Below are 18,287 nucleotides of genomic sequence, written 5' to 3' on the forward strand. Positions count from 1 at the left end.
GACGATCCGCCCGGTTCTCTCATCGCGGGTTCCGTGATAAACTCCCTCCCGATTTTATGTGAGACCTTAATCGAGGTATTTCTGAACGGACCGGCACAGCTCTCTCTGCCACTTTATCTTCCTGACGACGAAACTTTCGCGAGTTTCTGGCCGGGCGATAACCCCTCTTTACTGGCTGCACTGCAAAACGTGTTACGCCAGGAGCACAGCGGATACATTTATATCTGGTCACGCGAAGGCGCGGGACGCAGCCATCTGCTGCACGCCGCCTGCGCGGAGCTTTCCCAGCGCGGCGACGCGGTAGGCTACGTGCCGCTGGATAAGCGCACCTGGTTTGTCCCGGAAGTGCTCGACGGCATGGAACATCTTTCGCTGGTCTGCATCGACAATATCGAATGCATCGCCGGGGATGAGCTGTGGGAAATGGCGATGTTTAACCTCTACAACCGGATTCTGGAGTCGGGGAAAACCCGGTTACTGATCACCGGCGATCGCCCGCCGCGACAGCTGAATCTCGGATTACCGGATCTGGCGTCTCGTCTCGACTGGGGACAAATTTACAAGCTGCAGCCGCTCTCCGATGAAGACAAACTCCAGGCGCTGCAGTTGCGCTCGCGGTTACGCGGGTTTGAGCTGCCGGAAGACGTGGGACGTTTTCTGTTAAAACGGCTGGATCGCGAGATGCGCACGCTGTTTGATACGCTGGATCAGCTCGACCACGCGTCCATCACCGCCCAGCGCAAACTGACCATTCCGTTTGTGAAAGAGACGCTGAAGTTATAGAGCCGTAGGCCGGGTAAGGCGAAGCCGCCACCCGGCTTTGTTGCCCGGCGGCGCTCCGCTTGCACGGGCCTACGATTTGATATCCGCTAACAAATGCTCGACTAATAACGGAATCGGCCGTCCCGACGCCACGCTTCTCCCGCCTTCACGCCACAACGCGGTTCCGCTGATATCCAGGTGCGCCCACGGAATCGTCGGCGGACAAAAATGGTGCAACAGCCACGCCGCTGACGCGCTGATCGCCGCGTTATTGGTCGGGGTATTGCACAGATCGGCAATCGTACTCTCCGTCTGCTTTTTCAGCCGCGCGTCCAGCGGCAAGGACCACACTTCGTCCCCGCTTCTGATCCCTGCCTGGGTCAGATGATCCCGCAACAGACCGTTCTGCGTCATCAATCCGCTCAGCTCATAGCCCAGCGCTTTCACCACCGCACCAGTTAACGTTGCCATATCAATGATGTACTGCGCCTGCGGATGCCGCTGGCTGGCCCAGGCGATGGCATCGGCCAGCACCAGCCGTCCTTCGGCGTCCGTATTGTTGATCTCCACCGTCAGACCGTTACAGGCGCGCGCCACCGTTCCCGGCTGCATGGCGTCCGGGCCGATGGCGTTTTCCGCCAGCGCCAGCACGCCCATAATCCGCACGGGGAGTTTGAGTTCAGCCACCGTGAGCATCAGCCCCAGCACATTCGCCGCGCCGCACATGTCGTACTTCATGGTGTACATGCCCGCGCCTTCTTTCAGCCATAGACCGCCCGTATCAAAAGTGATCCCTTTGCCGACGTAACATCGAACCGGACCGTCATTTGTGCCGTCGTAGTGAATCGCCAGCAGGCGCGGCGGGCAGGTGGCCCCTTTGCCCACGGCATGCAGCAGACCAAGACCTTGTTCCACGATCTGTTTTTCATCGAGCACTTCGCAGCGCAAGGCAGGGAAGGCGGCACAGAGCGTTTGGGCTTCGTCGACCACATATTGCGGCGTGCAGCGATCGGACGGGGTATCCGCCAGACGACGCGCGGCGATCATTCCGTTGGCGATGGCCTGCTGCTGCTGGATGATTTTCGCCAAACGCTCTTGCTGTTCAGGCAGACAAAGCGCGGCGACCTGACGAATCCGAAGTGTAGAGTCGTCTTTTTTCTTCAGCTGCAAATCACTGAGTTTATGCGCCTGGTTGAACAGAAAACGCAGCACCTGAACCAGCACGGTGTCGTGAATGTCGCTGACGTCTATCACCACATTCTCGCTGACGGGGGCGGCAAACAGCGGACGCAGGGCGTTCACTAATCCGTCGGTCTGCGCATCCTGCCACAGGGCGTCCGGCAGCAGGGTGATGCGAGCGAAGGGCGCGCAGCCGAAGCGCGTATCCGCCACGCTTGTGAGTTCACGCATTTCACGAATCAGGGCGGTATCCGGCAGCAGCGCGCAGGACGGGCGCGCCAACAGATGTGTCTCAGGTTTTGCTGCTGCAAGAGTGGTAATCAGCTCACAGGTGATCATGGTTATTCCTCAATCGGGGCGCGGATCCGCGCGGCATAGGCCAGCATCCATTCGTCATCCACGGCCTGATAGTGGGTTTTCTCGCGCAGGCGTTCGGTGCGGAAAACGGTTAACGGCTGAGTGGCGGTAGCGACCACAAACGAGAAGGTTTTGATATTGGTCGCTGCACCAAACTCGCCTTTGTTGTTCATGCACACCACCGAGAGATCGCCCACGCGGCCAAAGCGCGACATCAGCTTATCTTCCAGCTCGAAGACCACGGAATCTGCGGCCTGCTGCGGCGTCATGCCTTGCGCCATGCGGCGGACAATTTCGTAGCTGGTGCAGCCTTTCATCAGGTCTTCACCCACGCCAGTGGCGGTGGCCGCCCCCGTTTCGCTGTCGCAGTAAAAACCTGAACCGATGATCGGTGAATCCCCGATGCGCCCGCGTTTTTTCATAAACAGGCCGCTGGTGGAGGTGGCAACGCTCATCGAACCCTGCTTATCGAGCCCGATAATGCCGACGGTGTCGTGGCCGTCATAGGGGCTTAAGCCCTTATCCAGCGTTTCGCGACAGCGCTTGCGGTAGTGCTGCATCGCCCGGTCGGTGAGCATGTTTTTGTCCGAAAAGCCCTGACTGAGCGCCCACTCGCGCGCGCCCTGGCCGACCAGCAGGCTGTTGTAGCGCTGGCGGCTGAGCGCCTGAGCGACCCGCACCGGGTTGGCGATATCCACCAGGTTGCCCACTGCGCCGAAGGCCAGGGTGTCGCCGTCCATATAGGCGGCGTCGAGTTCCACCTCGCCATTTTCGGTAGGCAGCCCGCCGTAGCCGACGGACTTGTAAAACGGGAAGTCTTCAACGGTGGCAACGGCATCCACCACCGCCGTCGAAACCGGCTTCCCCGCAGCCAGCGCAGACGCAGACTCCGTCACTCCTTCCAGCGCCATTCGCCAGGTTGCGATAATTCCCCACATGCTTTACTCCTGTTTAGCCAGTGTGGCTTCGGGTTGCGTCGCGGTGGCGATTTCCGCCGCGCGGTACTGTTTGTCCAGAATGCGCATAAACGGCAGATAGAGCATCGCGCCGATCAGCAGGTTGAGCAGCTGCATCACGCTGCCGCTGATGTGCCCGGTGACGATAAATCCGCTGATCACCGGCGGCAGCGTCCAGGGAATAAACACCCCGGTCGTCACGGCGACGGCGCCAATTTTCATCGCCGCATACTGCACGGTGACTAACACCAGCGGCACCAGGTTAAACGGAATCAGCATGATCGGGTTCATGATCACCGGCAGGCCGAACAGAATTGGTTCGTTGATGTTAAACACCGACGCGCCCGCACCGAGTCGCGCCACTTCGCGCATGTTTTTACTGCGGGCAAAAATCAGCATCGCAATCACCAGCGACAGCGTGGCACCCGCGCCGCCCATCCAGATCATGTCGAAAAACTGTTCGGTAATAATGTGCGGCGGCGTTACACCCGCCTGAATGGCGGCGATGTTGTCGGTCTGGTTCTCCATCCACAGCGGACGGATGATGCCGTTGATCATCGACCCGGAGTTAATGCCCACGGACCACAAAATGGTGATGCTGAACACCGTCATCAGCGCGCCGAAATAGGAGGTGCCGTAGTGACGCACCGGCGTGGCGACCACTTCATAGATGAACTGATGGATGGTGTGGTAATGGGTGTTTTCAAACAGGATGCGGATCACCAGCACCAGGATCATCACCACCAGGGCGGGGATCAGCGCGGCGAAAGACTCCTGCACCGCGGGCGGTACCCCCTCTGGCATTTTGATCACCAGGTTTTTGCGCTTCAGCCAGCAGAACAGCTCCGTCCACAGCAGCGAGCCAATCATCGCCACGAACAGCCCTTTACTGCCAATCCACTCGACCGGCATCACGGTAATGCCGCCGTTCTCCGCCACTTTGATAAACGGTGTCAGGATCAGGAAGCTGACCAGCGCCAGGATCCCGCACGAGATGCGGTCTTCGCCATAATGCTCCGCCAGACGGAAGGCGACCAGGAAGCTGATAAACAGCGACATGGTGGAGAAGACGGCGTTAAACGGGATCTCGATAATCGAGCTCCAGCTTTCGCCGAAGGCTGACGACATAAATTGCTGATAGGTCTGATTCGGAAACGACGAGATCACCAGCAGGATCGACCCGACGATGATAAATGGCATGAATGAAACGTACGCGCCACGAATGGCCCCCAGATGACGCTGCTGAGCCGTTTTGGCCGCCAGCGGCATCAATTTTGCTTCCATAAATCCCAGAACATTGTTCATTGTGAACTCCGTACAAGATCGAGTGACGTTGTTTGTGTTATGTCTGAGGATTATCAGCGAAGCGTTGCGACCGAAAGGTGAAACAGGTCACAATGTAATCGCGTTGTTAATATAAATCTCACAAGATTGGTTATAAGAAATTCCACTGAGGATTCGGGATGGAAATTAAACTGCACGCCAATGCCACCACCACACCGCGCACCCGTCGCTATCTGCAGGAGTCTGATAAAAGCGACAGAGAGCTGGCCGTGGAGCTGGGTATTTCGGTCACTACCGTCCGGCGCTGGCGCAAGCGCGAGCAGGTTTCAGATAATCATACGACGCCAAAAGTGATATACAAAGCGATGAGACAAGAGCAGGTGTCATTGATTAATGCCCTGCGCGACGCCACCGGTGCGCCGCTGGACGAACTTTTGCTGCTGGTAAATGAAGGACTGGGGATCAGCGTTTCGCGCGCGACGCTCAATCGCTATCTGAAGCCCGCTGCGGCATCACGCCAGGGCGCGCCACTGCAGGGTACAAAGGCGCTAAAAGCGGGTCTTATGCCGCAGCGGCTGGAACTGCATCATCTCCCGCTCTCGCTGCATATGGATGACGGCGGCGAGCAACATCTCCTTTGGGCGCGGGAGCCGATCAGCGGCTGGTGTTTCGCCCGGCTTTACGCGGGAATTTCGCCGCAGCTGGTGGCGAACTGGGCGAAAGAGCTGCTGAAAGCCTGCCCGGCTGATATCCAATCCGTTGAGACTTTCGGTTTAACCACGCGTTTAAACCTGGACGGTGTGGTGATAAAAAACAGCGCGGCGAAGCACAGTGCGGTGCAGGTGACGGTCCCGCTCGGCGAGATTATTCCGCGGGTGAATGTGGAACCTGCAGGGCAACTGCTGATGCGGATCGGGGAGTTTTACAATCAGGGCAAAGCGCAGAAAAAGCTGGGAGACACGACGCCGCAGGCTTTTCTCGAAGCGCTGCGGCGCACTGATTAGTTGAGGATTTCGAGCACATCTTCCGGCGGACGGCCAATGCGCGCTTCACCGTTGGCGACCACAATCGGGCGTTCCATCAGCTTAGGATTTTCGACCATCACCTGAATCAGGTCCTCTTCAGACAGGTGGCTGTCATCAAGGTTTAAGGACTTATACAGATCCTCTTTCTGGCGCATCAGTTCCCGAGCGCTCGCCATACCCAGCATGTGCAGGAGCTCGCGGATGGTGGCGGCGTCCGGTGGGGTGTCCAGATACAACACCACTTCAGGGTCAATGCCGTTAGATTTCAACAGGCTCAGAGTGTCGCGGCTCTTGGAGCAGCGAGGGTTGTGATAAATTTTTACCGCGTCTGACATGACTTCTCCTTATTACATCTTCTCGTACGGCTTGAAGCGTTGCTGCAACCCGCGCAGCTGATCGATTCGGGCGTCGTAACGTGCCTGCTGTAGGCTGCCGAGTTTGACCTGCGAACTGGCACTGCTTAACAGGGAAATCGACTGATCCAGGCGCCCTACCAGGGCAAAACCTTCGGCGCGCGCGGCCAGCTCCTGATCGCGGTTGCCGAGCTGCGCTTCGGTCTGCGCCAGCAGATCCCAGCCGTTTTGATCGTCTTTATGATCAAACGTATAGCGATTCAGAATCGTCGCCGCGTCCTTAGGCTGACCGCCCTGTAAGTAAGCGTTCGCCAGGTTGAGCTGCAACACCGGATTGCTGCGCAGATCTTTGGCGTTTTTCAGGCGGTTAATCGCGTCACTGGTTTTCTTCTGCCCTAAATCGATATCGGTCGAGAGATCCAGATACCAGGCGTTGTTCGGATCGGCGGCCAGCAGCGGCTGGAGTGCTTTGCGCGCTTCATCGTATTTGCTGGCTTCCATCGCCTGCAGCGCACGGCCATACTGCGCCGCGTTCTGCTCGCGGACGTTGCCTTTTGTAAGTGCATCGAGCAGTTCGCCCGTCAGCTGGTTACGCCCGGAGTTGTACATGCCGAGGGTTCTGACCTTCGCCATGTAGAAATCCTGCGACGACTGAACGACGACCGGACGCATCTGATTGGCGCGGTTACGCGCATCGGAGAGACGGCTTTCCGGCAGGGGGTGGGTCAGCAAAATTTCCGGCGGGCGGGTGGAGTACCGCGCCTGGTCGAGCAGTTTTTCGAGGAACGAAGGCATCGCCTGCGGATCAAACCCGGAGCGCTGGAGCACCTGAATGCCAATGCGGTCCGCTTCCTGTTCGTTCTGCTGGGTAAAGCTGATCATCCCCTGGCGCGTTCCGGCGAGCGTGCCGGTCAGCGCCGCCATCCCGGCCTGCGGGCTGGCCATCGCCAGAAGAATCGAGCCTAAGGCACCGACCCAGGTCAGGGGCGCATTCTTTTTCTGATCTTCCATCGCACGCGCCAGATGGCGCTGGGTGACGTGGGAGATTTCGTGCGCCATCACCGACGCGAGCTGGCTTTCGTTATCGGAATAGCGGAATAACGCCGAATGCAGCACCACGTTGCCGCCGAAGAAGGCGAAGGCGTTGATTTCGTCGTTATTGATTAAATAGAAGTGGAAAGGGGTTTTGACCGAATCGGCGTGGGCCACGAGGCGCATGCCGAGCCCGTTGATATATTGCACCAGCAGCGGGTCATTGATCAGCGGCGCGCTGCCGCGGAGCTGACGCACATAGTAATCACCCATCTGCATCTCTTGCCCGATGGAGAGCGTGCTTCCTGCTGAGGTACCCATGTCCGGCAATGTATCGGCGGAGTCAGCGAAAGCTGGCGCCATTTGGCCGACAGTCAGCGCGGCAATCAGCGTTGCAACCAGAGTTTTTTTCAACTGCCTGAACATAACCTCTGCCCTGTATTTTGGATGTAGCCATTTGACCGAAGAACGTGCATATCGTTCACCTTCAACTGCTCTGCGAGTGTAGCCGTGTTAGGGCGTGAAGAAAATCCCCGACGTCGGCCTTTTGCGTTTCGTGACGCCGCGTCAAAAATGGAAAGTCTTTTGTGTGACAGTTAGATACAATTCGCCTCTCGCTCCAGCCATCAGATTCAGGGAAGGGTTGTATGCTCGAAATGTTAATGCAGTGGTATCGGCGTCGTTTCAGCGATCCCGAAGCCATTGCTTTGCTGGTCATTCTGGTCGCCGGGTTCGGTATTTTATTCTTCTTCAGTGGCCTGCTGGCGCCGCTTCTCGTTGCCCTGGTGCTGGCCTATCTCCTCGAATGGCCGACGGTGCGGCTGGAGAAAATCGGCTGCTCTCGCCGCTGGGCGACCAGCATCGTGCTGATCCTGTTCGTCGGGATTTTGCTGTTGATGTCCTTCGTGGTGATGCCCGTGGCCTGGCAGCAGGGGATTTACCTGATCCGCGATATGCCGGGGATGCTGAATAAACTCTCCGATTTTGCCGCCACGCTGCCGCGACGTTATCCGGCGCTGATGGACGCGGGCATTATTGATGCGATGGCGGAAAACATGCGCGCCCGCATCATGACGATGGGCGATTCGGTGGTGAAATACTCCCTCGCTTCGCTGGTGGGGCTGCTGACGCTGGCGGTCTATCTGGTGCTGGTGCCGCTGATGGTCTTCTTCCTCGTGAAGGACAAAGAGCAGATGCTCAACGCCGTGCGCCGCATTCTGCCGCGCAACCGCGGGCTGGCGGGGCAGGTGTGGAAGGAGATGAACCAGCAGATCACCAACTACATTCGCGGCAAAGTGCTGGAGATGATTGTGGTCGGCGTCGCGACCTGGATTGGCTTCATCATCTTCGGCCTGAACTATTCCTTGCTGTTGGCGGTGCTGGTGGGCTTCTCGGTGCTGATCCCCTATATCGGCGCGTTCGTGGTGACGATTCCGGTGGTCGGCGTGGCGCTGTTCCAGTTTGGTCTCGGCACTGAGTTCTGGAGCTGTTTCGCGGTGTACCTGATTATTCAGGGGCTGGATGGCAACCTGCTGGTGCCGGTGTTGTTCTCGGAAGCGGTGAACCTGCACCCGCTGGTGATTATTCTGTCGGTGGTGATTTTCGGCGGTCTGTGGGGTTTCTGGGGCGTGTTCTTTGCGATACCGCTGGCGACGCTCATTAAAGCCGTGGTTCACGCGTGGCCGGATGTGCCTGCCGTGGAAGAGTAAATTTGCCGGGTGGCGCTGCGCTTACCCGGCCTACAATGTTAAAAAAGGCAACCTCTCGGTTGCCTTTTGCATTGTACTTGTGAATCACGCGTTCGCTTTCAGCCAGTCGAGCACCACGTCGTGGTGGTTGCTGGTTTTGAAATCATCAAACACATGTTCAACTTTGCCATCGGCATCGATCAGGAAACTGATGCGATGAATGCCGTCGTAGGTTTTGCCCATAAAGGTCTTCTCGCCCCAGACGCCAAACTGTTCGCAGACCTGATGGTCTTCATCGGAGAGCAGCGTAAAGTTCAGCAGCTCTTTTTCAGCGAAACGTGACAGTTTTTCTGATTTATCGGTGCTGATACCCAGCACGTCGACCCCAGCTTTTTTCAAATCATCCATGTTATCGCGTAAACCGCACGCCTGTACGGTACACCCTGGCGTCATGGCTTTCGGGTAGAAATAGACCAGAACACGCTGTCCCTGGAAGTCGGTCAAATTTACTTGCTCGCCGTCTTGATCGGGCAGGCTAAATTTCGGTGCGATGTCACCGGCTTTCAGTGGATTCATTACTCAACTCCATCCTGTTCGTGCTGCGAATAATTGACGACGTTTATACTGCCTTGTGCATTGAGTTCTGTACAGAGTGCTTTGAACGCTTGCTCAATATTTGATGCGTCGTGTGAGGCAGGGCTGTGTGCGGTGATCTGAATGAACAATTTTGGTACAGGCCCCGGCTGTGTGCGGGAGACCAGTTCGGCGATGTTCATCTGATGGCTGTCAAAGAGAGCCGTGAAACGTTCGATTAAATGCGGGGAGTCGGTGACTTCAACCTGCACCCAGACGGTCGCCGGCATCGCCGGGCGCGGGCGCGCAGTTGTGCGTTTCATCACGATCAGCAAATCCAGCTCCGCGCCTTTAAGCGGTAAAGTGGATTCAATGAGCGTAATCGCGTTCCATGTCCCGGAGAGCAGCATGATAAAGGTGAACTCGTCGCCCAGCATGGCCAGGCGGCTGTCTTCGATATTACAGCCGCAACTGCTGACGTGGCGGGTGATGGTGTTCACAATACCGGCTCTGTCGGCACCCAGCGCAGTGATAACCAGGTAATGTTGTGATGAGGTTGTCAAACCTGTTCTTCCTTTGCGTGGTTAAGTCATCCTAAGGAAAGCATAAAAAAAACGTGCATACAACAGCCTGGACGCCTTACGTCGCTTGCTTTTATTACAGTTCCAAACGTACCATTGAGAATCTTGTTTGCACAGAGGATGGCCCATGTTCACGGGAAGTATTGTTGCGCTTGTTACGCCGATGGATGAGAAAGGTAATGTCTGCCGGTCAAGCCTGAAAAAACTGATTGATTACCATGTCGCCAACGGGACTTCGGCGATCGTTTCCGTAGGGACTACCGGTGAATCCGCCACCCTCAGCCATGACGAACACGGCGATGTGGTGATGATGACCGTCGAACTGGCGGACGGGCGTATCCCTGTGATTGCCGGGACGGGGGCAAATGCCACCGCAGAGGCCATCAGCCTGACCCAGCGTTTCAACAACAGCGGTATCGTCGGCTGCCTGACGGTGACCCCGTACTACAACCGCCCGACCCAGGAAGGTCTGTTCCAGCATTTCAAAGCCATCGCTGAACATACTGACTTGCCACAAATTCTGTATAATGTGCCGTCGCGCACTGGCTGCGATATGCTGCCGGAAACCGTAGGCCGTCTCTCGAAAGTTAAAAATATTATCGCAATTAAAGAGGCGACCGGGAACTTAAGCCGCGTTCACCAGATCAAAGAGCTGGTTTCAGACGACTTTATCCTGCTCAGTGGTGATGATGCGACCGCGCTGGACTTCATGCAGCTCGGTGGTCACGGCGTGATTTCCGTGACCTCTAACATCGCGGCGCGTGATATGGCCGAAATGTGCAAACTGGCTGCGGCGGGTCATTTCGACGAAGCTCGCTTGATTAACCAGCGTCTGATGCCGCTGCACACAAAATTATTTGTCGAACCCAATCCTATCCCAGTGAAATGGGCATGTAAGGAGTTGGGACTTGTAGCGACCGACACGCTGCGTCTGCCGATGACCCCCATTACCGACCACGGTCGCGAAGTGGTCACCGGGGCGCTGAAGCATGCCGGTTTGCTGTAGAGTTTAGGGAGATTTGATGGCTTACTCAGTACAGAAGTCGCGCCTGGCGAAGGTTGCGGGTGTTTCGCTTGTTATGCTCCTCGCCGCCTGTAGTTCAGACTCGCGCTACAAGCGCCAGGTGAGCGGTGATGAATCCTATCTGGATGCAGCGCCGCTTGCTGAACTTCATGCGCCAGCGGGTATGATCCTGCCGATTCAAAACGGCGATTACAATATTCCTGTCACCAACGGCAGTGGTGCAGTGGGCAAAGCGCTGGACATTCGTCCACCGGCGCAGCCTCTGGCGCTGGTGAGCGGTGCGCGTACCCAGTTTACGGGTGACACCGCAACCCTGCTGGTCGAAAACGGTCGCAACAGTACCCTGTGGCCGCAGGTGGTGAGCGTGATTCAGTCGAAAAATTACGCAATTGATAAGCGCGACGACGCGAGTCAGAGCCTGACGACCGACTGGATCGAATGGAACCGTCTGGATGAAGATCAGCAGTACCGTGGTCGTTATCAAGTCTCTGTCAAACCACAGGGTTATCAGCAGGCCGTTACGGTCAAGCTGCTGAACCTGGAGCAGGCTGGTAAGCCAGTGGCGGATGCGGCATCCCTGCAGCGCTACAGCACCGAAATGCTGAACGTGATCGCCTCGGGTCTCGATAAAAACGCGACCGATGCGGCGAACTCCGCGCAGAACCGCAGTGGCGTGACCTTCGACGTGCAGAGCGCCGCCGATGACACCGGTCTGCCAATGCTGGTGGTGCGTGCACCGTTCCAGCAGACCTGGCAGCGTCTGCCAGCCGTGCTGGAAAAAGCCGGTATGAAAGTGACCGACAGCACCCGTTCAACGGGCAGCATGACGGCCACCTACAAACCGCTTTCCGATAGCGCATGGAAAGATCTGGGTGCCAGCGATCCGGGCCTCGCTTCCGGCGATTACAAAATTCAGGTCGGTGACCTCGATAACCGCAGCAGCTTGCAGTTCATCGATCCGAAAGGTCACACGCTGACCCAGTCGCAGAACGATGCGCTGGTAGCGGTCTTCCAGGCTGCATTCAGCAAGTAAAAAAGAGGGCTGGTTAATCCAGCCCTTTTTATTTTCGTGCTACGCAAACGTGTGCGTGGCATAATATCCCGAGATTTTGACCATATCATCACACCAGGAGTAATGAAGATGCAGAAGCAAGCTGAGTTGTATCGTGGCAAAGCGAAGACCGTATACAGCACCGAAAACCCGGATCTGTTGGTGCTCGAGTTCCGCAATGATACGTCAGCAGGGGATGGCGCGCGCATTGAGCAGTTCGACCGTAAAGGCATGGTGAACAACAAGTTCAACCATTTCATTATGAGCAAACTCGCCGAAGCCGGTATCCCGACTCAGATGGAAGCCTTGCTGTCCGATACGGAGTGTCTGGTGAAAAAACTGGATATGGTTCCGGTCGAATGCGTAGTGCGTAACCGCGCCGCGGGCTCCCTGGTGAAGCGTCTGGGCATTGAAGAAGGCATCGAGCTGAATCCGCCGTTGTTCGATCTGTTTCTGAAAAATGACGAAATGCACGATCCGATGGTCAACGAATCCTACTGCGAAACCTTCGGCTGGGTGAGCAAAGAGAACCTGGCACGCATGCAGGAGCTGACCTATAAAGCCAACGACGTGCTGAAAAAGCTGTTTGATGACGCGGGCCTGATCCTGGTCGATTTCAAACTGGAGTTCGGTCTGTACAAAGGCGAAGTGGTGCTGGGCGATGAGTTCTCCCCGGACGGCAGCCGCCTGTGGGACAAAGAAACCCTCGATAAAATGGACAAAGACCGTTTCCGTCAGAGCCTGGGTGGCCTGATTGAAGCGTACGAAGCCGTTGCGCATCGTCTGGGCGTTAAACTCGATTAATTCCCTTGCAGGCCAAAGGATATGCACATCCTTTGGCTTCTTACCCTTGTTTCCTATGGTAATCCGCTCGTTAACCGCCTACGATCACTCTATCAATATGAAGAGAATTTCGAGGTGGTTATGCGCTGGCAAGGGCGTCGTGAAAGTGACAATGTAGAAGACAGGCGCAGCAGTGGCGGCATGGGTCCCTCCATGGGCGGGGGTGGCATGCGGCTTCCCGGCGGTAAAGGTGGCATTGTGCTGCTGCTTATCGTGCTGGTGGCGGGTTACTACGGTGTCGATCTGACCGGTTTAATGACCGGGGAACCGGTGCAACAGCAGCAACAGTCTCAGCGCTCCATCAGCCCGAACGAAGATGAAGCCGCCAAATTTACCTCTGTGATTCTGGCGACCACCGAAGATACGTGGAGTCAGCAGTTCGAAAAAATGGGTCGCACCTACCAGCAGCCAAAACTGGTGATGTACCGTGGCGCAACGCGCACGGGATGCGGTACCGGCCAGTCCGTGATGGGCCCGTTCTACTGCCCGGCGGACAGCACCGTCTATATCGATCTCTCCTTCTATGACGACATGAAACGCAAGCTCGGCGCTGACGGCGATTTCGCTCAGGGCTATGTGATTGCCCATGAAGTCGGCCACCACGTACAAAAACTGCTCGGCATTGAGCCCAAAGTGCGCCAGCTGCAGCAAAACGCCTCCCAGACTGAAATTAACCGCCTGTCCGTTCGCATGGAACTGCAGGCCGACTGCTTCGCGGGCGTCTGGGGCCACAGCATGCAGCAGCAGGGCGTGCTGGAGTCCGGCGATCTGGAGGAGGCGCTGAACGCCGCGCAGGCCATCGGCGACGACCGTCTGCAACAGCAGAGTCAGGGCCGCGTGGTGCCGGACAGCTTCACCCACGGCACATCCGAAGAGCGCTACACCTGGTTTAAACGCGGTTTTGCGAGCGGCGATCCGGCCCAGTGCAACACCTTCGGTAAAGCCATGTGATGTGTTGCGCCAGGGAAGAGGCCGTGATGTTTGACCGTCTGGTTGCAGATCTACAGCGGGAAGGGCATCGTCGACTGCTGGTCATTAGCGGCGACGAAGCGTGGTCCCAGGCGCAGTCTGAGCGGGTTCGTGACGCGCTGGCGGGCGACTGGCTGCGAATGGAGAACGATGCGCCTCAGGCATTAAAGAGTCTGCTCGGGCGTGAATACTGCCACGCGATTTTCGATGCCCGTCGCGGGTTTGACGTCTCAGCCTTTGCGGCGCTCAGCGGAACGCTCCGCGCCGGAAGCCTGCTGGTGTTACTTACTCCGCCTTTCGCGGCCTGGCCTGAACAGCCCGACAGCGATTCCCTGCGCTGGAGCGACAGCGAACACCCCATCGCAACGCCGCATTTTGTCCGCCATTTTTGCCGAACGGTGAGTCAGGATCCCGGCGTGATTCTCTGGCAACAGCACCAGTCTTTCCCGGATATTGCTCTTCCTACTGCACCCGACTGGCAGCCCGCCAGCGGCGAGCCGCAGCGCGAGCAGGCTGAGATTCTGGCGACATTATGTCAGATGCAGTCCGGCGTGGCGGTGGTGACCGCCCCGCGCGGACGCGGGAAATCGGCGCTAGCAGGAATGTTGCTGAGCCGCATTTCGGGCCACGCTATCGTCACCGCTCCGGCGAAAGGGGCGACGGACGTCATTGCTCGCTTCGCGCAGGACAACTATCACTTTATGGCACCCGACGCGCTGCTGGCCTCTGACCAACAGGCAGACTGGCTGATTGTCGATGAAGCCGCCGCGATCCCCGGGCCGCTGCTGGAAAAGCTGGTGTCGCGTTTCCCGCGCGTATTACTCACGACGACCGTGCAGGGCTACGAAGGCACGGGACGCGGATTTTTACTCAAGTTCTGCGCCCGGTTCAGCGGGCTGCAGCATTTCACCCTTTCTGAGCCGATTCGCTGGGCACCAGGCTGCCCCCTTGAACGCGTAGTGGCTGACGCGCTGTTATTTGACGACGTTGTGGATGTGACTCCCAACGGCGCACCCGAGATCCTCGCACTGGAACAAAACGCCTGGGCGTGCCAGCCAAAGCTTGCGGCGGACATCTACAGGCTGTTGTGCTCCGCGCACTACCGCACGTCTCCGCTGGATCTACGCCGGATGATGGACGCGCCGGGCCAGCATTTTGCCGTCGCTCGCGTCGGGGAGAAGCTGGCGGGTGCGCTGTGGCTGGTGGATGAGGGCGGATTAAGCCCTCAGCTGAGTCAGGCGGTGTGGGCGGGCTATCGACGTCCACGCGGCAATCTGGTGGCGCAATCCCTTGCCGCCCACGGCAGTTCACCGCTGGCCGCGACCCTTATCGGGCGACGCGTCACGCGCGTGGCGGTTCATCCTTCGCGTCAGCGCGAGGGCATCGGCCAGGCGCTTATCGCTGATGCAAGCCATCATGCGCAGCAGGATTATGTCTCCGTGAGTTTCGGTTACACCGATGAACTGTGGCGTTTCTGGCAGCGCTGTGGCTTTGTTTTGGTGCGAATGGGAACCCATCGCGAAGCCAGCAGCGGGTGCTACACGGCGATGGCGCTGCGACCTGTCAGCGAGGCAGGGCAGGCGCTATGCGTGCAGGAGCATCACCGGTTGTGCCGCGATGCGCGCATCATTGAGCAGTGGAACGGTGAAAAGATCCCGGTGGACGATCGCTGGGAGACTACCCTTAATGGTGATGACTGGCTGGAGCTGGGCGGTTTTGCCTTTGCCCATCGACCGCTGGCAACCTCTGCGCCGGCCCTGACGCGATTGCTGCTGGCGACCACTCTGCCGCTTCAGGCGCTGCGTGGCAAACTGGAAGAGAACCGAGACGACGCCTTGCTGTGTGCCGATCTCGCGCTTCAGGGTCGCAAACCGCTGCTGGCGCGACAGCGTCAGGAGGCGGCGCAAGCACTTGACTATCTTGATGTCGAACGCGCTCAGCAGCTCAAGACTGACATTTTGCAATGGCAATTTTTTCAATGACTTCTTCAATGAAGTGGCATGGTCATTACCCCACAGAGGCGTAAAATCCTGACTATCAATTAAGGAGACTGCCATGAAACATGACCATTTTGTTGTCCAAAGCCCTTCCAGCCCCGCGCAGCAACTGCTGCTGCTGTTTCATGGCGTCGGTGATAATGCGGTGAATATGGGGCAAATGGGCAGCTGGTTTGCGCCGATTTTCCCGGACGCGCTCATCGTCAGCATCGGCGGCGTAGAGCCTTGCGGCCCTCAGGGGCGTCAGTGGTTTTCCGTGCAGGGCGTGACGGAGGAGAACCGTCAGGCGCGTATCGATGCCATCATGCCGACCTTCATTGAAACCGTGCGCTACTGGCAACAACAGAGCGGCGTCGGGGCCGGGGCGACCGCGCTGATCGGTTTCTCGCAGGGGGCGATTATGTCGCTCGAGAGCGTGAAAGTGCAGCCTGGGCTGGCGTCTCGCGTCGTTGCCTTTAACGGCCGCTTTGCGACCTTACCGCAGAGCGCCACGACGGCAACGACGATCCACCTGATCCACGGCGGAGAAGATCGCGTGATTGAGTTGTCCCATGCGGTCGCCGCGCAGGAAGCGCTGATTCGTGAAGGCGGTGATGTGACGCTGGATATCGTGGATGAACTGGGTCATGCCATTGACGATCGCAGCATGCAGTTCGCGCTGGATCACCTGCGTTTTACCGTGCCGAAGCACTATTTCGACGAAGCGTTAAGCGGTAGTAAGCCGAACGACGACGATATTGTGGAATTTATGTGAGTCATTACCCCTCACCCTGACCCTCTCCCCATAGGGGAGAGGGAACTGTTGGGTGCGGAGTTTGACGATTACTTCTGGTCTTTCTGGTCTTTCTGGTCTTTCTTCGGCCAGTTGTCGTCATCGTCCCACTTATCGTTAAAGTCACGATGCGGGGGAAGCTCAGGTTTGTTGGCGAGGAATTTCTTGTGGTCCACGCGCTTCAGATCTTTGATCACGTTCAGCAGCACGCCTACCAGAAACACCAACACCAGAATCCACCAATATTTAGCCAGCCAGTCCATTCGCTATTCCTTCTCAGAGCAGCCGTCAGGCGACGAGTTGCTCCATGATACGTTGATACATACGAGCCAGTAGCTGCAAATCAGCCGCGTTCACGCATTCATTGATTTTATGAATGGTGGCGTTTACTGGGCCCAGTTCGACAACCTGCGCACCCATCCGGGCAATAAAGCGTCCGTCTGAGGTACCGCCGGTGGTCAGGAGCTGCGGTTTTATTTCATTATAGTGCGCGATAGCGTTAACCACCGCATCAACCAGCTTGCCGCGTTGCGTCAGGAACGGCTGGCCGGAAAGCCACCAGTCCAGGGTGTAGCGCAGTTCGTACTTATCCAGCAGGGCGATGACGCGGGATTTGATCATCTCATCCGTCAGTTCGGTACTAAAGCGGAAGTTGAACTGCACGAAGAGGTCGCCCGGAATGACGTTGTTGCTGCCGGTCCCGGCCTGCACGTTGGCAATCTGCATACTGGTCGGCGGGAAGAATTCGTTGCCTTTATCCCACTCGATGCCCACCAGTTCGTTGAGCATCGGCGCGGCGCGGTGTACCGGGTTATCGGCCAGATGCGGATAGGCGACGTGGCCCTGTACGCCGTGGATCGTCAGGTTGCAGGTCAGCGATCCGCGACGGCCATTTTTCACTACGTCGCCCACCACTTCGGTACTCGACGGCTCACCCACCAGACAATAGTCCAGACGCTCGCGGCGCTCCATCAGGGCTTCTACCACTTTGACGGTGCCATTTTTGGCGCTGGCTTCTTCGTCGGAGGTGATTAAAAACGCGAGGCGATTTTTGTGGTTCGGGTGCTGGGCGACAAAGCGTTCCGCGGCGACGACCATTGCCGCCAGCGAGCCTTTCATGTCCGCCGCGCCGCGGCCAAACAGCATACCGTCGCGGATGGTCGGTTCGAAAGGCGGGTTGATCCAGCGGTCAGCATCGCCCGCAGGGACGATATCGGTGTGTCCGGCAAAGGCCAGCGTTTCGCCCTGGCCGCGCCATGCCCAGAAGTTCTGGGTGTCGCCAAAATCCATACGCTCAACGGTAAAACCAATGGCGCGCAGGCGCTCAATCATTAATGCCTGACAACCTGCGTCGTCCGGGCTAAGGGAGGGACGGCGAATAAGCTGCTGAGTCAGCTCAATGACCGGGCAAGACATAGACTACACCTCAAATGATTTGTGTATAACTGGATTCACTAAAACCCAGCAGCATAGGCTGCCCTGGCGCGCAGAGCAATGGGCGTTTGATGATCGCTGGCATTTCGAGCATTAATTTCGCGGCGCTGTCGGCATCCGTGATGGAATTGCGCACAGATTCATCGAGTTTTCGCCAGGTGGTCCCGCGCGTATTCAGCAGCGCTTCCCAGCCCAGCTCTTTGATCGCAGTATGCAGGAATTCCGCATCCAGGCCGTCGGCGCGATAGTCATGAAAGCGATAATCAACGTTGTTGGCTTCCAGGAAGCGGCGGGCTTTCTTGATGGTGTCGCAATTTTTAATGCCGTACATCACAATCATGGTGAATCCTTTTGTCTTTATTTATAGCGAATGTTCAATTTTTTCGACTTTATATTGTTTAGGGAAA

The 18,287-nt window shown here is 57.4% G+C and carries 19 protein-coding genes; 9 read left to right on the forward strand and 10 right to left on the reverse strand.

Annotation, left to right across the window (positions count from 1 at the left end):
* Positions 1-81: 81 nt before the first annotated feature.
* Positions 82-783: a DnaA inactivator Hda gene (locus AC3WS9_RS06300; protein ID WP_282495522.1), complete on the forward strand. Its 702-nt coding sequence runs from the start codon at positions 82-84 to the stop codon at positions 781-783.
* 69 nt (positions 784-852) lie between these two features.
* On the opposite strand, the gene AC3WS9_RS06305 is transcribed toward AC3WS9_RS06300, so the two are convergent.
* Genes AC3WS9_RS06305 through celB form a run of 3 tightly spaced genes read right to left on the reverse strand, consistent with a single transcriptional unit; the run spans position 853 to position 4,559 of the window.
* Positions 853-2,280, reverse strand: a complete 1,428-nt coding sequence (locus tag AC3WS9_RS06305) for a leucyl aminopeptidase family protein (RefSeq protein ID WP_492487344.1) — start codon at positions 2,278-2,280, stop codon at positions 853-855.
* A gap of 2 nt (positions 2,281-2,282) precedes the next feature.
* Positions 2,283-3,236 (reverse strand): glycosylasparaginase, encoded by a 954-nt coding sequence (locus AC3WS9_RS06310; RefSeq protein WP_492487346.1) that lies wholly within the window; start codon positions 3,234-3,236, stop codon positions 2,283-2,285.
* Between the two features lie 3 nt (positions 3,237-3,239).
* Positions 3,240-4,559 (reverse strand): PTS cellobiose transporter subunit IIC, encoded by a 1,320-nt coding sequence (gene celB, locus AC3WS9_RS06315; RefSeq protein WP_285158461.1) that lies wholly within the window; start codon positions 4,557-4,559, stop codon positions 3,240-3,242.
* A gap of 158 nt (positions 4,560-4,717) precedes the next feature.
* Between celB and AC3WS9_RS06320 the strand changes: the two genes are divergently transcribed.
* Complete coding sequence (locus AC3WS9_RS06320) at positions 4,718-5,542, forward strand: transposase family protein (RefSeq protein ID WP_492487348.1); 825 nt, start codon at positions 4,718-4,720, stop codon at positions 5,540-5,542.
* Here AC3WS9_RS06320 and arsC read toward each other — a convergent pair.
* Together arsC and bepA are read right to left on the reverse strand one after the other, a co-directional pair.
* A complete protein-coding gene (arsC, locus tag AC3WS9_RS06325; protein ID WP_492487350.1) occupies positions 5,539-5,898 on the reverse strand; it encodes an arsenate reductase (glutaredoxin) in 360 nt (119 codons plus the stop codon). The two genes, AC3WS9_RS06320 and arsC, sit on opposite strands and share 4 nt — an antisense overlap.
* A 12-nt stretch (positions 5,899-5,910) precedes the next feature.
* Positions 5,911-7,374, reverse strand: a complete 1,464-nt coding sequence (bepA, locus tag AC3WS9_RS06330) for a beta-barrel assembly-enhancing protease (protein ID WP_492487352.1) — start codon at positions 7,372-7,374, stop codon at positions 5,911-5,913.
* A gap of 221 nt (positions 7,375-7,595) precedes the next feature.
* Between bepA and AC3WS9_RS06335 the strand changes: the two genes are divergently transcribed.
* A complete protein-coding gene (locus tag AC3WS9_RS06335; protein ID WP_282495490.1) occupies positions 7,596-8,657 on the forward strand; it encodes an AI-2E family transporter in 1,062 nt (353 codons plus the stop codon).
* An 84-nt stretch (positions 8,658-8,741) separates the two neighbouring features.
* Here the strand turns inward: AC3WS9_RS06335 and bcp are convergent, their stop codons facing one another.
* Both bcp and AC3WS9_RS06345 read right to left on the reverse strand, forming a co-directional pair.
* Positions 8,742-9,212: a thioredoxin-dependent thiol peroxidase gene (bcp, locus tag AC3WS9_RS06340; RefSeq protein ID WP_100779347.1), complete on the reverse strand. Its 471-nt coding sequence runs from the start codon at positions 9,210-9,212 to the stop codon at positions 8,742-8,744.
* Positions 9,212-9,772: a glycine cleavage system transcriptional repressor gene (locus AC3WS9_RS06345; protein ID WP_282495489.1), complete on the reverse strand. Its 561-nt coding sequence runs from the start codon at positions 9,770-9,772 to the stop codon at positions 9,212-9,214. Before AC3WS9_RS06345 ends, bcp begins: the two co-directional genes overlap by 1 nt.
* A 145-nt stretch (positions 9,773-9,917) precedes the next feature.
* Here AC3WS9_RS06345 and dapA point away from each other — a divergent pair, with 145 nt between their 5' ends.
* The 6 genes from dapA to ypfH all read left to right on the forward strand — a co-directional run bounded on the left by dapA (position 9,918) and on the right by ypfH (position 16,428).
* Positions 9,918-10,796 (forward strand): 4-hydroxy-tetrahydrodipicolinate synthase, encoded by an 879-nt coding sequence (dapA, locus tag AC3WS9_RS06350; protein WP_282495488.1) that lies wholly within the window; start codon positions 9,918-9,920, stop codon positions 10,794-10,796.
* Between the two features lie 16 nt (positions 10,797-10,812).
* The gene (bamC, locus tag AC3WS9_RS06355; RefSeq protein WP_492487356.1) at positions 10,813-11,847 is read left to right on the forward strand and encodes an outer membrane protein assembly factor BamC; all 1,035 of its coding nucleotides are present in this window, start codon (positions 10,813-10,815) and stop codon (positions 11,845-11,847) included.
* A gap of 108 nt (positions 11,848-11,955) precedes the next feature.
* Complete coding sequence (gene purC / locus AC3WS9_RS06360; RefSeq protein WP_095282862.1) at positions 11,956-12,669, forward strand: phosphoribosylaminoimidazolesuccinocarboxamide synthase; 714 nt, start codon at positions 11,956-11,958, stop codon at positions 12,667-12,669.
* Positions 12,670-12,789: 120 nt separating this feature from the next.
* Positions 12,790-13,659: a KPN_02809 family neutral zinc metallopeptidase gene (ypfJ, locus tag AC3WS9_RS06365; protein WP_282495486.1), complete on the forward strand. Its 870-nt coding sequence runs from the start codon at positions 12,790-12,792 to the stop codon at positions 13,657-13,659.
* Positions 13,660-13,685: 26 nt separating this feature from the next.
* Positions 13,686-15,659, forward strand: a complete 1,974-nt coding sequence (locus tag AC3WS9_RS06370) for a tRNA(Met) cytidine acetyltransferase TmcA (RefSeq protein ID WP_492487358.1) — start codon at positions 13,686-13,688, stop codon at positions 15,657-15,659.
* A gap of 73 nt (positions 15,660-15,732) precedes the next feature.
* Positions 15,733-16,428 (forward strand): esterase, encoded by a 696-nt coding sequence (gene ypfH, locus AC3WS9_RS06375; RefSeq protein ID WP_492487360.1) that lies wholly within the window; start codon positions 15,733-15,735, stop codon positions 16,426-16,428.
* Positions 16,429-16,496: 68 nt separating this feature from the next.
* Here the strand turns inward: ypfH and AC3WS9_RS06380 are convergent, their stop codons facing one another.
* Genes AC3WS9_RS06380 through AC3WS9_RS06390 form a run of 3 tightly spaced genes read right to left on the reverse strand, consistent with a single transcriptional unit; the run spans position 16,497 to position 18,220 of the window.
* Positions 16,497-16,709, reverse strand: a complete 213-nt coding sequence (locus AC3WS9_RS06380) for a YpfN family protein (protein ID WP_492487362.1) — start codon at positions 16,707-16,709, stop codon at positions 16,497-16,499.
* A 25-nt stretch (positions 16,710-16,734) separates the two neighbouring features.
* Positions 16,735-17,862: a succinyl-diaminopimelate desuccinylase gene (dapE, locus tag AC3WS9_RS06385; protein ID WP_492487364.1), complete on the reverse strand. Its 1,128-nt coding sequence runs from the start codon at positions 17,860-17,862 to the stop codon at positions 16,735-16,737.
* A 10-nt stretch (positions 17,863-17,872) separates the two neighbouring features.
* Positions 17,873-18,220: an ArsC family reductase gene (locus tag AC3WS9_RS06390; protein WP_282495482.1), complete on the reverse strand. Its 348-nt coding sequence runs from the start codon at positions 18,218-18,220 to the stop codon at positions 17,873-17,875.
* Positions 18,221-18,287 lie beyond the last annotated feature (67 nt).

It is taken from the genome of Lelliottia sp. EB106-05-01-XG201, assembly GCF_058791735.1.

What these genes read in the sequence shown, in the direction of transcription:
- AC3WS9_RS06305 (WP_492487344.1), bottom strand. Translation starts at nt 2,280, where the DNA reads ATGATCACCTGTGAGCTGATTACCACTCTTGCAGCAGCAAAACCTGAG.
- AC3WS9_RS06335 (WP_282495490.1), top strand. Translation starts at nt 7,596, where the DNA reads ATGCTCGAAATGTTAATGCAGTGGTATCGGCGTCGTTTCAGCGATCCC.
- purC (WP_095282862.1), top strand. Translation starts at nt 11,956, where the DNA reads ATGCAGAAGCAAGCTGAGTTGTATCGTGGCAAAGCGAAGACCGTATAC.
- celB (WP_285158461.1), bottom strand. Translation starts at nt 4,559, where the DNA reads ATGAACAATGTTCTGGGATTTATGGAAGCAAAATTGATGCCGCTGGCG.
- dapA (WP_282495488.1), top strand. Translation starts at nt 9,918, where the DNA reads ATGTTCACGGGAAGTATTGTTGCGCTTGTTACGCCGATGGATGAGAAA.
- AC3WS9_RS06320 (WP_492487348.1), top strand. Translation starts at nt 4,718, where the DNA reads ATGGAAATTAAACTGCACGCCAATGCCACCACCACACCGCGCACCCGT.
- bepA (WP_492487352.1), bottom strand. Translation starts at nt 7,374, where the DNA reads ATGTTCAGGCAGTTGAAAAAAACTCTGGTTGCAACGCTGATTGCCGCG.
- AC3WS9_RS06310 (WP_492487346.1), bottom strand. Translation starts at nt 3,236, where the DNA reads ATGTGGGGAATTATCGCAACCTGGCGAATGGCGCTGGAAGGAGTGACG.
- bamC (WP_492487356.1), top strand. Translation starts at nt 10,813, where the DNA reads ATGGCTTACTCAGTACAGAAGTCGCGCCTGGCGAAGGTTGCGGGTGTT.
- AC3WS9_RS06390 (WP_282495482.1), bottom strand. Translation starts at nt 18,220, where the DNA reads ATGATTGTGATGTACGGCATTAAAAATTGCGACACCATCAAGAAAGCC.
- arsC (WP_492487350.1), bottom strand. Translation starts at nt 5,898, where the DNA reads ATGTCAGACGCGGTAAAAATTTATCACAACCCTCGCTGCTCCAAGAGC.
- AC3WS9_RS06370 (WP_492487358.1), top strand. Translation starts at nt 13,686, where the DNA reads ATGTTTGACCGTCTGGTTGCAGATCTACAGCGGGAAGGGCATCGTCGA.
- AC3WS9_RS06380 (WP_492487362.1), bottom strand. Translation starts at nt 16,709, where the DNA reads ATGGACTGGCTGGCTAAATATTGGTGGATTCTGGTGTTGGTGTTTCTG.
- ypfJ (WP_282495486.1), top strand. Translation starts at nt 12,790, where the DNA reads ATGCGCTGGCAAGGGCGTCGTGAAAGTGACAATGTAGAAGACAGGCGC.
- dapE (WP_492487364.1), bottom strand. Translation starts at nt 17,862, where the DNA reads ATGTCTTGCCCGGTCATTGAGCTGACTCAGCAGCTTATTCGCCGTCCC.
- bcp (WP_100779347.1), bottom strand. Translation starts at nt 9,212, where the DNA reads ATGAATCCACTGAAAGCCGGTGACATCGCACCGAAATTTAGCCTGCCC.
- ypfH (WP_492487360.1), top strand. Translation starts at nt 15,733, where the DNA reads ATGAAACATGACCATTTTGTTGTCCAAAGCCCTTCCAGCCCCGCGCAG.